This window comes from Candidatus Phytoplasma stylosanthis (assembly GCF_032886435.1).
Lineage (GTDB): Bacteria > Bacillota_I > Bacilli_A > Acholeplasmatales > Acholeplasmataceae > Phytoplasma > Phytoplasma stylosanthis.
Genome location: NZ_JAUZJP010000001.1, coordinates 35,319 through 50,526 on the forward strand (window position 1 = coordinate 35,319; position 15,208 = coordinate 50,526).

The following is a 15,208-nucleotide window of genomic DNA, read 5'->3' on the forward strand; positions in this document are numbered from 1 at the left end:
AAATTTTAGAATCAAAAGTTTCTAAATACGATCAAAAATTAGAAAAAGAAATTAATGAAATTTCACAAAAGACAAAAGATTTATTACAAGAAAAATTTGATTCTATTACTGATAATTTGAATTTAAATATTCAAGAATTTGTCAAAAAATATGATAAAATTTTAGAATCAAAAGTTTCTAAATACGATCAAAAATTAGAAAAAGAAATTAATGAAATTTCACAAAAGACAAAAGATTTATTACAAGAAAAATTTGATTCTATTACTGATAATTTGAATTTAAACGTTGATAGTTTATTTGTTAATATAAATGACAAAAAAGACCAAATTTCGGATGAAATAAGTTTAGAAATAAAAAATTTAAAGGAATCTATAGTGCAAAGAATAAAAGATGAAATTACTCAATTTAAAGAAAATTTTAGTATTAGGAAATTGTTCTCTTGGAAATAGATAAATGTTTTTTTACGGTATTATATAAAATTATTTTCAAAATTTTTTGATCTTAATAATGAATTAAAAAAACAATTTTAAAATAGATAATAATAAAAAATTATAAATAGACAATATTTATTTATATTTTAGGATATATTATGATATTGTCTATTTTTTTGTTTAATATATATATTAATAATAAATTATAAAGACCTTTTTAGAAGATTATTTTTTATGTTATAATGGTGGCATATATTTAAAATATTTTAAATATCATAAAAAAATAATGCTATAATTGCTCATTGAATTCAAAAGGAGAGTTTAATATTTAATAAATGATAAACAATAAGAAATATAATGCTGATAGCATTCAAATTTTAGAAGGATTAGAAGCTGTCAGAATGAGACCTGGAATGTATATCGGTAGTACTTCTGAAAAAGGGTTATATCATTTAGTATGGGAAATTATAGATAATTCTATTGATGAAGCATTAGAAGGATTTGCAAGCGAAATTACTTTAGAAATTTTAGATAATAATGTTATTCGTATTTCAGATGACGGGAGAGGTATTCCTGTTGATATTCACCCTAAGACTAATAAACCAGCTGTTGAAACCATTTTAACTACTTTACATGCAGGCGGAAAATTTGATAAACAAAATTATCAAATTTCAGGTGGATTACACGGAGTAGGTGCATCTGTTGTAAATGCTTTGTCTTCTTGGTTTAGTGTAGAAATTCATATAAATAATGAAATATATTTTCAAATGTATGAAAAAGGTATTCCCATTACTCCTTTAGAAAAAAAAGGAGTTACTCAAAAAAGAGGAACTATAATTAGTTTTACTCCTGATCCGGCAATATTTGAAAATATGGAAAAATTTCGTTATAAATTGGATGTTTTAAAAGAAAGAATTCAACAAATATCTTTTTTAAATAAAAAAATAAAATTAAATATTATCGATCAAACAACGCAACCTCATCAAGAATTTCACTTTCATTACAAAAACGGAATCAAAGAATATATTGAGTATTTAAATAAAAATAAAAAAAACTTGAATAATATTTTTTATAAAGAATATTTTAGTGATGATTTTTTTTATGAAATTGCTTTTCAGTATTCTGAAAATTATAGTCAAAATATTTATTCTTTTGTGAATAACATTCCTACTAAAGAAGGCGGAACACATGAAGAAGGATTTAAAATAGCTTTAAATAGAATTTTAAATAAATATGCTAAAGATAAAAATATTCTTAAAAAAGAAACAAGTTTAATCAGTGAAGACACTTTAGAAGGAATTTTAGTTATTATTTCTTTAAAACATCCTAATCCTTTATTCGAAGGACAAACAAAAAATAAATTAGGAAATCCCGAAATTAGACAATTTATATCTAAAACATTTGGAGATGTTTTTGAGACATATTTATTAGAAAATCCGCACGAAGCTAAGAAAATAATTGAAAAATGTTTATTAGCTATGAAAGCAAGAATAGCTGCTAAAAAAGCGCGTGAAATAACTAGAAAAAAAACTTCTTTAGAATTACTAAATTTTAATTCTAAATTAACTGATTGTTATAATAAAGATCCTAAAACATCTGAATTATATATTGTGGAAGGTGATTCAGCTGGTGGTTCAGCTAAACAAGGAAGAGATTCTAGATTTCAAGCAATTTTACCTTTAAGAGGAAAAATTATTAATGTAGAAAAATCAAACTTGGCAAAAGTTTTAAGTAATAACGAAATCATTTCTTTAATACAGGCTATTGGAACAGGAATTGATAAAGAATTTGATTTAAGTAAAGCTCGTTATAATAGAATTATTATTATGACTGATGCTGATGTCGATGGTGCTCATATAAGAACTTTACTTTTAACATTTTTTTTCAGAAATTTAAAACCTTTGATTGAAAATGGTTATATTTATTTTGCACAACCGCCTCTATATAAAGTAGTAGAATCAAATAAAGAAATTAAGTATTTTTATAATGAAAAAGAATACAAAAAATATCAAACACAACTTCAATCTAAAAATAAAAAAATTTCTTCTCAAAGATACAAAGGATTAGGTGAAATGAATCCTGAACAACTTTGGGAAACTACTATGGATCCTAAAAAAAGAACTTTGTTAAAAATACATTTAGAAGATATTAAAGAAGCTAATGAAGTTTTCGATAAATTAATGGGTAAATTAGTGGATCAAAGAAAAGAATTCATAGAACAAAATGCTTATAAAGCGGATATAGATATTTAAATTTGGTTTTTTATTTACCTAACGAAATATTAAATATATAAAAAAGGCGATATTAATAAATTATGTCAAATAAAAAAAAAAACGATTCTATTATTAATGAATTAGATTTAGTTAATGTGGAACAAAATATCGGGAATGTTCAAAAAGTAAATATTAACGAAGAAATGGAAAAATCTTTTTTAGATTATGCTATGAGCGTTATTATTTCTAGAGCTTTACCCGAAATTCAAGATGGTCTCAAACCAGTACAAAGAAGAATTTTGTATAGTATGAAAGAATTAGGCATTTCTCATCAATCTAGCTATAAAAAAGCTGCTAGGGTTGTAGGAGATGTAATAGGTAAATATCATCCTCATGGAGATATTAGTATTTATGAAGCTATGGTAAGAATGGCGCAAGATTTTAATTATCGTTATCCTTTGGTGGATGGTCATGGTAATTTTGGTTCGATTGATGGTGATGCTGCTGCAGCTATGCGTTATACAGAGGTTCGTATGTCTAAATTAGCAACAGAATTAATGAGAGAAATAGATCAAAATACGATTGAATTTGTAAATAACTATGATAATAGTGAAAAAGAACCTAATATTTTGCCTACTAGTTTTCCTAATCTTTTAGTTAATGGTTCTACAGGAATTGCAGTAGGAATGGCGACTAATATTCCTTCTCATAATTTTGGCGAAGTTATTGATGCTTTAGTTTCTTATATTGATGATAAATCAATTTCGGTTTCTGGTTTATTAAAACATATTAAAGGACCTGATTTTCCTACAGGAGGAGAAATTTTAGATATTGATAATTTACAAGAAATTTATGAAACAGGCAGAGGAAGGGTTATTCTTCGTGCCAAAATAAATGTTGTTACTTCTGAAAAAAATAAAAGTTCAATAATTATTACCGAAATTCCTTATCAAATTAAAAAAAGTAATTTGATTGAAAATATTTTTTATTTACATAAAAATAAGATATTAGATGGCATAACTGATTTAAGAGATGAATCTTCTAGTCGTCAAGGTATTAAAATTGTTATTGAATTACGCAAAGATGTTAATCCCAAAGTTTTTTTGAATAATTTATATAAACATTCTCGAGCTCAAATTTCTTTTAATTTTAATATGATTGTTTTAATTGATAAAAAACCTAAATTAGTTAATTTAAAACAAATTTTAGAAGCTTTTTTTTCTTTTAGAATTGATATTATTAATCGTCAAAAAAAGTTTGAATTAAAAAATGCTTTGGATAAAAAACATTTAATTCAAGCAGCTGTCATTGTTTTAAATGATATTGATGAAGCAATTGAATTAATTAAAAATTCTATTAATGTTAAAGAAGCACGTGAAAAGTTAATTTTAAAATATAATTTTGATGAAACTCAAAGTAGATATATCTTAGAAATGAGTTTACAAAAAATAACTAATTTAGAAATAGAAAAAATTAAAAAAGAAGAAAAAAGTTTAATTCTCCAAATTAAAGAATGCGAAGATATTATTAATTCTCAAACAAAAAAAGAACAAATTTTAAAAAAAGATTTAATTAAATTAAAAAATATTTTTCAAGATGAAAGAAAAACGATAATCCGAAAAGATATAGATTTGAATATATCTAATGAAAATTTAATTAATAAAGAACGTATTTTAATTACTGTTACCAATAAAGGATATATTAAACGCTTAAATTTAGAAACTTATAAAAAACAAAAAAAAGGCGGTAAAGGTGTCATCGGAATAGTAATGAATGAAAATGATTTTGTTGAACATTTAGTTATTACCTCCACTCACGATTACCAATTGTTTTTTACTAATAAAGGTAAAGTTTATCGTATGAAAGGTTATGATATACCTGATTATTCTCGCCAATCCAAAGGTTTGCCTTTAATTAATCTTATTGATTTGGACAAAAATGAATTTTTAACTTCTATAACTAGTATTATAAGTGAATACAATGAACAAGATTATAATTATTTAATTTTTATAACTAAAAAAGGGTTAATAAAAAGAAACAGCATTAAAGATTATGATAAAATTCAAAATAATGGAAAAATCGCTTTTAATTTAAAACCTGATGATGAAGTTTTAGTAGTTTTGAAAACTTTAGGTAATCAAGATATTATTATAGCTAGTTCTTCAGGAAAAGCCATCCGTTTTAATGAAAAATCTATTAAAAAAACTGGTAGAACAGGAAGCGGTATTATTGGGATGCGTTTGGGAGCTGATGAAAATATAGTAGGAGCAGCTGTTGTTTATTCCGATACACAAGATATTTTAGTTGTAACTGAATTCGGTTATGGAAAGAAAAATAAAAGTAGCGAATATAGAATTCAAAAAAGAGCTGGCAAAGGTATTAAAACTTTAAAAATTACTGATAAGAATGGAAAATTAATTGCTTTAAAAACTGTTTCTTTTAATGATGAATTAATTTTAATTTCTGATCGTGGTAAAGTTATTAGATTAGTTAATGATGATAAAATACCAACTCGCAAATCTAAATTAACTCAAGGAATTAAGCTTTTTGATTTAAATAAAAGTGATAAATTAGTTAATGTTGTAGTTATCAAAAAAGAAAAAGATATAATTTAAATTTTTATATTAATATAAAATAATTTATATTTTTTTGATTTAAAATATTAAAAAATCATATTATTTTTTTATATAAATATGATTTTTTTATTATTTGTTTCAAATAAATAGGGTTCTTAAAAATATGGAAAATATTAAAAAAGATTTTTTTTATAAAAAAACATTTTCCGCCTTGCAAACTCGCAGATTAGGTTTTTTTTTATGTCAAAAAATTATAAATACCAATAATCAAAAAAAACAAAAAAATATTATTATTTTAGAAGGAAAAATAGGTTCAGGAAAAACTGTTTTTGTTAAGGGAATAGCGAAACAATTAGGTATTAGGGAAAATATTAATAGTCCTACTTTTTGTTTGTTCAAAACTTATCAAAATAATAGACATAAATTACATCATTTAGATCTATATCGACTTTTAAATAATGAAAGTAAAAAAAATAATAATATTTTAATGGAAATAGAAGAAATATTAGAAAATGTAGAAAAAGGAGATATTTTAGTTATTGAGACAGATCAAGATATGAATTCTTTTTTACCATTTTGGTTTTTTTATGTCAAAATTGATTTTTTAAATAGTACAAAAAGATATTTTTCCATAAAAAAAAATACACAATTATCAAAATTTGAAATTTTTTAAGAAAAATTAGGTTTTTATTTTATGAATCATTTTCAAAAATCTAAATATATTATTTTAGATGTTTCGGCTGATTTTCAATTAGTAATATTAAGCACATCAGAAAAAATAATTGATATAAAAACTAATCTAATTAAAAAAAATTTTGTTTCTCAAATGGTTGTCTTAATTTCAAATATATTAAAAGATAACAATTTTTTTTTAAGAGATTTAGCAGGTATTATTGTTGGAATTGGGCCAGGTTCTTATGTCGGGAGTAGATTAGCAGTTTTGACTTCTAAATTTTTAAGTTTAGAATTAAAGATCCCTTTATTTAAAATTAGTAGTTTAATACTTTTATCAAGCGGGTATAAAGAAAACAAAATAACGCCTATGATTTATGCTAAAAATAATTTTTTTTATAGTTTAAGTTTAGAAAATAAAAAAATTATTTTATCTGAAAATATTTATGAAAAAATTTTTTTGGATAATTTTGAAAATCATTTATTATTAGGATCCCAAAAGTTTAATATTTCTGTTTCAGAAATTTTTATTCATATGAAAAAAGTGAAAAATATTTATTTTTTAACTCCTAATTATTATATTCATTATTAAAAAATTGTTTTATAAATAAAAAAATAATTAAAAATGATACATTATAAAGATGTTAATTAAAGTATTAATTTCTTTATAACTTATATTTTTTTTATTTTATTAATTTTTTGTAATATTTTACATTACAAAATTAAATAAATATTTATGCTTAGTTAAAAAATAGAGATTAGGTTTTTATCTGTATATGATTGTTTTGTCAATTGAGACTAGTTGTGATGAAACTAGTATCGCTGTTACCGAAAACGGAAAAAAAGTTTTATCTAATGTTGTTTTTTCTCAAATTAAATATCATCAAAAATTTGGTGGTGTATTACCCGAAATAGCTTCTAGAAAACATGTAGAAGTTATTAATTTTATTTTTAAAGAAGCTTTAAAGAAAGCTAAAATTACCATTCAACAAATTGATTTAATAGCTGTTACAGAAGGTCCTGGTTTGATTGGTTCTTTATTTGCTGGTATTAATGCTGCAAATGTTTTAGCATATATTCACGATAAACCTTTAATAGGAGTTAATCATTTAATAGGACATCTTTATGCTGCTCAAATAGAGTATGAATTAAAATTTCCTTCTTTAATTATTTTAATTTCAGGTGGTCATACTGAGCTATTGTATCTTACTCAACATTTTAAAATTAAAAAAATTGGTTCAACTTTAGATGATGCTGTAGGAGAAGTTTATGATAAAATAGCTAAAAGTTTAAATTTAGGTTATCCTGGCGGTTCTGCTATTGAAAAATTATCTCTTAAAGGTAAAGATATTTTTTCATTTTCTCGACCTTATTTGAAAAATAAAAATTTAAATTTTAGTTTTTCAGGTTTAAAAAGTCAAATTATTAATTTTATTAATGAAAAAAAAGATATAAAGCCATTTATCAATGATATTTGTGCTTCTTTTCAAAAAAGTATTACAGATGTTTTGATTCATAAAACAAAGAGAGCTTTATCATTGTTCCCTTCTAATCAATTAGTAATTGTTGGTGGAGTAGCTTCTAATAAATTTATAAAAGAAAGTTTTCGACAAAATTTTTCAAATTTAGAATTAGTGGTTCCTTCTCCTCAATATTGTACAGATCAAGCTGCAATGATTGGTATTGCTGCTTATTTTCAAAATATATTTAGTAATTATAAAGGAATGAAAAGATATGATTTAACTGGTAAACCTAATTTATCTTTAAGTAATTTTTAAAAATAATAATTATGAAAGATAATATAATTTTTATAGGAAAAAATATTTTTTAATTATGAAAATTTAAAATATTAATAAGGTATTGTTTTATAAAAAATGTTCCAAGGAAATAATTTTATCAAAAATATTATTCAAAAAGATTTAAAAAATAAAAAATATCAAACAGTTATTACTCGTTTTCCACCAGAACCAAATGGTTTTCTTCATTTAGGGCATGCTCGTTCGATTGTTATTAATTTTGAATTAGCATTTTATTTTGGCGGAAAAACTTATTTAAGATATGATGATACTAATCCTTTAAATGAAAAACAAAATTATGCAGATGCTATTTTAAAAGATATTCAATGGCTAGGTTATAAACCTCATAAAATTTCTTATGCTTCTGATTATTTTGAAGAATTTTTTAAAAGAGCTATTTTATTAATAAAAAAAGGATTAGCCTTTGTTGATGATTCTAGTGCAGAAGAAATAAAACAACAAAGAGGAGATTTAACTACACCAGGTCATAATTCTATTTATAGAGAACGTAGTAAAGAAGAAAATTTATATTTATTTATGAAAATGAAAGAAGGATTTTTTAAAGTAGGTTCAAGAGTATTAAGAGCTAAAATTGATATGAAAAATCCTAATATTAATTTAAGAGATCCTGTTTTATATCGAATTCTAGATGCATATACTTTAAAAAAAAAACATTATTTTATTTTTCCTTCATATGATTATGCTCATCCTTTGGAAGATTCAATTGAAAAAATTACACATTCATTATGTTCTTTAGAGTTTGAAGATCATCGACCTTTATATAATTGGATTATAAAAGAAACAGAAATGGAACATCAACCATCTCAAATAGAATTCGGAAGATTAAATATTAACAAAACAGTTTTAAGCAAAAGAAATTTAAATTTTTTAATTAATTCTAATTTAGTTCAAGGTTGGGATGACCCTAGATTACCAACTTTGATAGGTATAAAAAAAAGGGGTTTTACGCCTGAATCTATCAAAAAATTTATACTTGAAATTGGTTTGTCTAAGAATAATAATTATGTTGATCAAAATATGTTAAATTCTTGTTTAAGGAATGATTTACGTAAAAAAACTAAAAAAGTAATGGCAGTTGAAGAACCATTAAAAGTAACAATAATAAATTATCCCGAGGGACAAATAGAAACAAGAGAAGTTCCTTTTCATAGTAATTTGAATTTAGGTTCTAGAAATGTTTTTTTTTCTAAACATATTTATATTGAAAAAAAAGATTTTCAAATTCAAAAAAAAGATGAAAAATCTAAAAAATTATTTTTGAATGGAGAAGTAAGATTATTATATTTTTATTTTATTAAAGCTATTGGTTTCAATAAAAATGAATACGGAGAGATTACAGAAATTTTTGCTACTTATGATCCTCAAACAAAAAGTGGTACTTCTTTTAAAGAAAGAAAACCTAACGGAACTATTCACTTTGTAGAAATGAATACAGCTCAAAAAAACTTTTTTAATTTTTATCAACCACTTTTTAAAACGGATGTTCCTAAAAATTTACATTTAGAATTTAATAAAAATTCTTTGATTCAAAAAGAAGTTTTAGTCGAAGGCGGTTTAAAAATTAATACAAAATATGAAAAATTTGAATTTATTAGAAAAGGTTATTTCTCTTTTATTTTAACTAAAAATAAAAAAAAATATTTCAACGAAATTGTTTCATTAAAAAAAGTTATTTAAAAAATAATTAAAAGAATTCAAGAATATGAAAAAAATCAAAGTTTTTATTAAAAATTTATATGAATTAGAGTTAAAAGAAGATGGCCAAAAAGGAGATATTATTGATTTAAAAGAATGTTTAGAATTAGATATGAATTTTTTGCAAAAAAAAATGAAACAAGAAGAAATAGATAAAATAAAATTATCTTTAGAAAAAGAAAAAGATGATGTTTTATCGAAAATAAAACAAAAATATAAAGAAAAAATAAAAAAATTAATATATGAAAAAAATTTATCACTTTTTCAATTAGAAAAGAAAAAAAATGATGAAATTTTTCAACTTCAATTAAAAAGATCTAATTTTAACATAAAAATAATAGGAGAAAATTTAGAAAAATGGTGTGATAATGAAATCAAAAATCAAATTTTGATTATGAATGATATTTCTTGGGAAAAAGATAACAAAATTATCAACGGAACAAAAGGAGATTTTATTTATAAATTATATTTGAATAGTGATAAAAAAGAAAACGAAGTTTTGATTTCTGCTCTTTTGGAAATGAAAACAGAAGTAAAAACATTAAATAATATTTCTAAACAAAAAAACGAACAATATTTTAAAAAATTAAATAAAGATCGTAATAATAAAAATTTAGAATTTGCTATTTTAGTTAGCGAATTAGAATATAATCAAGAAAACGATGTTCCGATTCAAAAAGTTAATAAATATAAAAATATGTTTATTGTTCGTCCTGCTTATTTAACTTTTTTTTTAAATGTAATAACTTCTTTAGGATATAAAAATAAAGAGTTAATTTTAGCTTTATCTAAAAAAAAAGAAATATTTAAAGAAGAAAAAAAAATTCAAATTGATTTTCAAAAGATGAAAAATAAAATTTTAAATGATCTATTAAATAAAATAGAGAAAAATTTAATTAATGTTTATGAAGAAAATGAAAAAATTAAAAAAAATTCAGATGCATTACTTAATTCTTATATGTATATACAAAGACAAATTAAAATTATTTTAGAACATCATTTTCAAGTTCTTCTTAATGAAATAAAAAATTTTAAAATAAGTGAAATTATTAATCAAATAAATAATTTTGAAAATTATGATAATAAAAAATAATTTTTTTATTTACTTTTTAATTTAAATTTTTTCTATTTTATTATTTTTAATAATTTTTTTTGATTAATAAATTAAAATTTTTTTCAAAATAAGATAATAATATAATATAATAAAATATAAGATGAGAATGGTTATTTATTTTTTGATATTAAAATATTTTTAATATTTATAAATTAAAAAATTATTTTTTTTCAATAATAGAAAGAAGGAATATCTTATATGATTAAGATAGAAAAATTAAGTAAGAGTTATATACATTCTAAGTCTAAAAATATTAATAATATTTTAAATAATATATCTCTAGATTTACCTGAAAAAGGGTTAATATTCCTTTTAGGAAAGTCAGGTTCAGGTAAAACTACTTTATTACATTTATTAGGTTGCCTTGATGTTATTGATCAAGGAGATATTTTAGTTCATAATAATTCTGTTCGTAGTTTTAAATATGTTGATTATGATAACTATCGTAACGGAAATATAAGTTTTGTGTTTCAAGATTATAATCTTATTTCTGATTTAACAGTGGAAAAAAATATCACTTTATCTTTAGAATTGCAAGGAAAAAAAGCAGATTTTTCTTTAGTGAGAAAAATATTAAGAAGTGTTGATTTAGTAGGTTTCGAAAAAAGATTTATTAACGAGTTATCAGGTGGGCAACAACAAAGAGTAGCTATTGCTCGTGCTTTGATCAAAGATACAAATTTTATTTTATGTGATGAGCCCACAGGTAATTTAGATTCAGAAACTAGCGAAAAAATATTTAAATTATTTAAAGAAATGTCTAAAAATAAATTAATTTTAATAGTTACTCATGATATTGAAAGTGCTTTTTCATTTGGTGATCGAGTAATAGAAATGAAAGATGGAAAAATTATATCTGATTTATCTAAAGATTATAATTTAGAAAAAGAAAAACAGACAGATTCATTAAATAATTTAAAAGGTCAAGTTATTACAGAAGAATTATTAAAAAAAATTAGTCAAAGTAGTAGTTTAGATAATTATAAAAAAATGTTTATCCCGACGAATCAAAATATAAATAATTATGAAACTAAAAGTTTAAAAAAGATTTCTAGTCATTTACCTTTATCATTATCTTTGAAAATGGGTACTAGTTTCTTTAAAAAAAAGAAATTTTCTTTATTTATAAATATTTTAAATTCGATTTTTTTATATCAAATTTGGTTATTTTTAGCTTTGCTTTCTATAATTATGAATTGTACTAAAAATGTTTTTTTTAAATTTTACCCTAATTTTTCTTCTAATGTAGTGGACAATTATTTCACAAAAAGTATCAGACAATTTAATATTGGTTTATTTTTTTTAGTTTTTGTTATTTTATTTATTTCTTCGTTTACAATAGGTGGTTTTGTTAAAAAAACTATTATTTTCAAGAAAAAAGATATAGGAATTTTAAGGGCTTTAGGAGCCAGAAGAATTGATATTTTTAAAATTTTTTTTACTGAAGGTTTTGTTATTTCTTTATTAATAACTTTCTTATTAAGTATAATAATTTTTATACCAGAGCCGAGAATTAATTGGACTAGAATATTGAACATAAAATCAGAAAGTTTTGAGAAATTCATAAAAGATTTTATTTCACGAATAAAAGATGATTTTAATATTAATGATAATTCTGATTTAAATATTTGGTTCGAAAGTTTAAAAAAAGAATATAAATTTTGGAGTAATGAATTTTTGCTAATTTTATTTATTTTTGTATTTAATTTAATTGTTGTTTTTTTATCTACTTTTTTACCTATTTATAAATTTGCTAAAAAGAAAGTAATTGAAGTTATTTTAGATAAATAATTTAATGAAAAAAATCGATTATTTATATTTTTATATTTTTTAATTAAATAAATTAATCTTATTATTTTTTATATTTTACATTTCAATATTTATTGACTATTACTTTATTAGAAAAATTATCATAAAGAATTTAATTTACTTATTTATTAATTTTATACATAAATTATTTTATTATTTTTTTAACAGATAGTTTTTTTATGCTATCTTTATTTCCATTTTTATAATATACAAATAAAAAAAATATTATTTTTTAAAATATATTTAATTAATGATTATTTTTTTGTTTTTATATTATTTTTTTATATGGATAGATAATTTGCGTTTTAAAGCAGGATTTGTCTTTCTGCTCTCTATTACAAACAAGGCCCCCTGTCTAAACAGTACTAGCAATTTTCCAAGCATACGGCTTTCTATGTCCTTTGCAAAAAATTTTTAATTTTTGTCATAACATAATCATAAACAAGTGCTTAGAGTTATTGGAATCACTTTGTTTCATCTCTTAGTTCGCGGTTTATCTATTATAATTTTTTATTTAGCAACCTGTAATATTTCTATTGTTAGGTTTGTTTTACTACCTCTGAACTATGTTCTCCTTGTGACTCTGTTCTCGTTGGATAACACGTATCCACTTTATGCCTATTATGAAAAGGTCACTGACTTATCTTCACCTTGTTCTTATTTTTCCTAAGATCCGCAGGAGTGCAATTAGCATTTTTATTCCACGCAATGTTTTAGGTTCCCCCCAATTACTAAAATTCTCTTTTTCTTTGAGCAAGAGTGGTCTTTTATTTCCGCTTTAATGGCTTTTAGGAATATCCGAATTCCTCTATTTATCTACCTTCATTCCTTAGGGAAAGTAACCACTTATGTTTTAATGTCTTTCCTGACTTTTGGTGAGATTCCAGGTTTATTTGTTGATAAACTATCCAATACATAATAATTATATTGATAGACTCTGGACTGTTCGATTTCATTAGTTTGCGAAACAGGTTTGAACATTACATCTACTTTTCTTCTTAGACCATTGCAGGTTTTTCCATAGAATGATTTGTTTGTGCGGTATTATCTTGACTAACTACTTCGTCTAAATCCGCTTTTAGGAACTGTTGTAATTCATTATTTTTTTGTTTAATGAACTGTTTCTATCCTTTTTTCAGTGTTTATCGTCATCACTTGTTTGTGATGGGTTAAATAATACGATAAAGAGGGCTCTTTGGAGCCCTATTATTCATTTACTTAATTTAATAAGTAAGTTAATCAAATTCGGATATATTCATAATTAACATATTTTATTTTTTCAATTAACAGAAGAAATTATTTAACTATTTTGTGCATTTTTTAAATTTCTTTAAAAATAAAATAATTAAAACATTTCAAAATAATATAATAATTAATTTATTTTATTTTTATTTTATTTTATTTTATTTTTAAAAAATAAATTTAATAATTAGGTTATTGTTATGACAAATAATAAATTTAGAAAATATTTCCCTATTTTTAAAAGTAATCCTGAATTAGTTTATTTTGATTCATCAGCTACCACTTTAAAACCTCAAATTATGATTGATTCATTATTAAATTTTTACACTAATAATGGTATGAATATAAGATCTTTAAACAAAAAAACAGTTCAAAATTTAAAAGATATTCAAAAAACTAGAAAAAAAATAGCTAATTTTATTAATGCTCGGACAGAAAAAGAAATTATTTTTACTAAAGGTACTACTGAATCATTAAATATGATAGCACAGATATTATATGATTTAATCCAAGAAGGAGATGAAATAGTTACTTCTGTTTTAGAACATCATTCATGTTTGTTGCCTTGGATGAAATTGGCTCAAGTTAAAAAAGCTAAATTGGTTTTTATCGATTTAGATCAAAATTATAAAATTAATATTTCTAATTTTTACAAAAGTTTATCTTCTAAAACTAAAATTATTGTTTTATCTCATATCTCTAATACTTTTGGATATGAAACACCTATAAAAAAAATAACTGAGATCGCACATAAAAGAAACATTATATTAATTTTGGATGCGGCTCAGTCTGTAGGTCATATTCCTATTGATGTTCAAGAATTAGATATCGATTTTATGGCTTTTTCCGCTCATAAAATGTATGGACCTTTTGGTATTGGAATTTTATTTGGTAAAAAAAAATTACTTCAAAAATATTCTTCACCTCATGTGGGTGGTGGAAATGTTCAAGAAGTAACTAGTGAAAATTTTATTTTTAGTGATTTGCCTAATAAATTTGAACCAGGAACTTTAAATATTAGTGGTATTATTGCTTTTGGTAAAAGTTTAGAATTAATAAATAAAATAGGAATTAGAAATATTCAAAAACATAATCAAAGTTTGATTATTAAAATCCAAAAAAAATTACAATCAATGACGAAAATTAAAATTTTGAATCCTTTTTCTTATAATACTATCTTATTTAATTTCGAAAAAATACATGCTCATGATATTGAAACTTTTTTACAGAAAAATAATATTTATGTGAGAACAGGAAGATATTGTGCTCATTTAATTATGGATAAGATTAAAAAAACCAATGCTGTTCGTATTTCTATAGGTATTTATAATAATGAAATGGATATTGAAATATTAATACATACTTTACAAAAAATAAAAGATGTATATAGTATTTTATAAAAATTTAAAAAAATTTTATTATTTATATGTTAATTAATGCAAATCTTATTTTTATAATTTAAAAAGTATACAGCAGTTGATAAATAAAATAATATTTTTTTATTATCAAATTCTATAAAATTTTTTTGATTTTTATATTTATAAAAAAAAAAATATTTAATTTAAAAAGAAATTTTATTAAATATTTTTTTTTATAAATACATAACTATTTTAAGAAATTAAAATTTTATTTATTTCTT

Annotated in this window: 10 protein-coding genes; all 10 read left to right on the plus strand. The window is 22.0% G+C overall.

Annotation, left to right across the window (positions count from 1 at the left end; genetic code table 11):
* On the plus strand, window positions 1-449 hold a 449-nt coding region (locus tag Q8777_RS00125), incomplete at its 5' end, for a hypothetical protein (RefSeq protein WP_318676313.1).
* 317 nt (window positions 450-766) lie between these two features.
* Complete coding sequence (gene gyrB / locus Q8777_RS00130; protein WP_318676312.1) at window positions 767-2,683, plus strand: DNA topoisomerase (ATP-hydrolyzing) subunit B; 1,917 nt, start codon at window positions 767-769, stop codon at window positions 2,681-2,683.
* Between the two features lie 62 nt (window positions 2,684-2,745).
* Window positions 2,746-5,259, plus strand: coding sequence for a DNA gyrase subunit A (gene gyrA / locus Q8777_RS00135; RefSeq protein ID WP_318676311.1), 2,514 nt, complete (start codon window positions 2,746-2,748; stop codon window positions 5,257-5,259).
* A gap of 124 nt (window positions 5,260-5,383) precedes the next feature.
* A complete protein-coding gene (gene tsaE / locus Q8777_RS00140) occupies window positions 5,384-5,893 on the plus strand; it encodes a tRNA (adenosine(37)-N6)-threonylcarbamoyltransferase complex ATPase subunit type 1 TsaE (RefSeq protein WP_318676310.1) in 510 nt (169 codons plus the stop codon).
* A 21-nt stretch (window positions 5,894-5,914) separates the two neighbouring features.
* Window positions 5,915-6,484, plus strand: coding sequence for a tRNA (adenosine(37)-N6)-threonylcarbamoyltransferase complex dimerization subunit type 1 TsaB (locus Q8777_RS00145; protein WP_318676308.1), 570 nt, complete (start codon window positions 5,915-5,917; stop codon window positions 6,482-6,484).
* A 184-nt stretch (window positions 6,485-6,668) separates the two neighbouring features.
* Window positions 6,669-7,670: a tRNA (adenosine(37)-N6)-threonylcarbamoyltransferase complex transferase subunit TsaD gene (gene tsaD, locus Q8777_RS00150; RefSeq protein ID WP_318676307.1), complete on the plus strand. Its 1,002-nt coding sequence runs from the start codon at window positions 6,669-6,671 to the stop codon at window positions 7,668-7,670.
* 96 nt (window positions 7,671-7,766) lie between these two features.
* On the plus strand, window positions 7,767-9,386 hold the full coding sequence (gene glnS, locus Q8777_RS00155; RefSeq protein ID WP_318676306.1) for a glutamine--tRNA ligase: 1,620 nt from the start codon (window positions 7,767-7,769) through the stop codon (window positions 9,384-9,386).
* A gap of 25 nt (window positions 9,387-9,411) precedes the next feature.
* A complete protein-coding gene (locus Q8777_RS00160) occupies window positions 9,412-10,497 on the plus strand; it encodes a DUF2130 domain-containing protein (RefSeq protein ID WP_318676305.1) in 1,086 nt (361 codons plus the stop codon).
* Window positions 10,498-10,716: 219 nt separating this feature from the next.
* Complete coding sequence (locus Q8777_RS00165; protein WP_318676304.1) at window positions 10,717-12,309, plus strand: ATP-binding cassette domain-containing protein; 1,593 nt, start codon at window positions 10,717-10,719, stop codon at window positions 12,307-12,309.
* A gap of 1,460 nt (window positions 12,310-13,769) precedes the next feature.
* Complete coding sequence (locus Q8777_RS00170) at window positions 13,770-14,969, plus strand: cysteine desulfurase (RefSeq protein ID WP_318676303.1); 1,200 nt, start codon at window positions 13,770-13,772, stop codon at window positions 14,967-14,969.
* Window positions 14,970-15,208 lie beyond the last annotated feature (239 nt).

Excerpts from the sequence above, each read along its gene's own strand:
- gyrB (WP_318676312.1), top strand. The coding sequence starts at position 767 with ATGATAAACAATAAGAAATATAATGCTGATAGCATTCAAATTTTAGAA.
- gyrA (WP_318676311.1), top strand. The coding sequence starts at position 2,746 with ATGTCAAATAAAAAAAAAAACGATTCTATTATTAATGAATTAGATTTA.
- tsaE (WP_318676310.1), top strand. The coding sequence starts at position 5,384 with ATGGAAAATATTAAAAAAGATTTTTTTTATAAAAAAACATTTTCCGCC.
- Q8777_RS00145 (WP_318676308.1), top strand. The coding sequence starts at position 5,915 with ATGAATCATTTTCAAAAATCTAAATATATTATTTTAGATGTTTCGGCT.
- tsaD (WP_318676307.1), top strand. The coding sequence starts at position 6,669 with ATGATTGTTTTGTCAATTGAGACTAGTTGTGATGAAACTAGTATCGCT.
- glnS (WP_318676306.1), top strand. The coding sequence starts at position 7,767 with ATGTTCCAAGGAAATAATTTTATCAAAAATATTATTCAAAAAGATTTA.
- Q8777_RS00160 (WP_318676305.1), top strand. The coding sequence starts at position 9,412 with ATGAAAAAAATCAAAGTTTTTATTAAAAATTTATATGAATTAGAGTTA.
- Q8777_RS00165 (WP_318676304.1), top strand. The coding sequence starts at position 10,717 with ATGATTAAGATAGAAAAATTAAGTAAGAGTTATATACATTCTAAGTCT.
- Q8777_RS00170 (WP_318676303.1), top strand. The coding sequence starts at position 13,770 with ATGACAAATAATAAATTTAGAAAATATTTCCCTATTTTTAAAAGTAAT.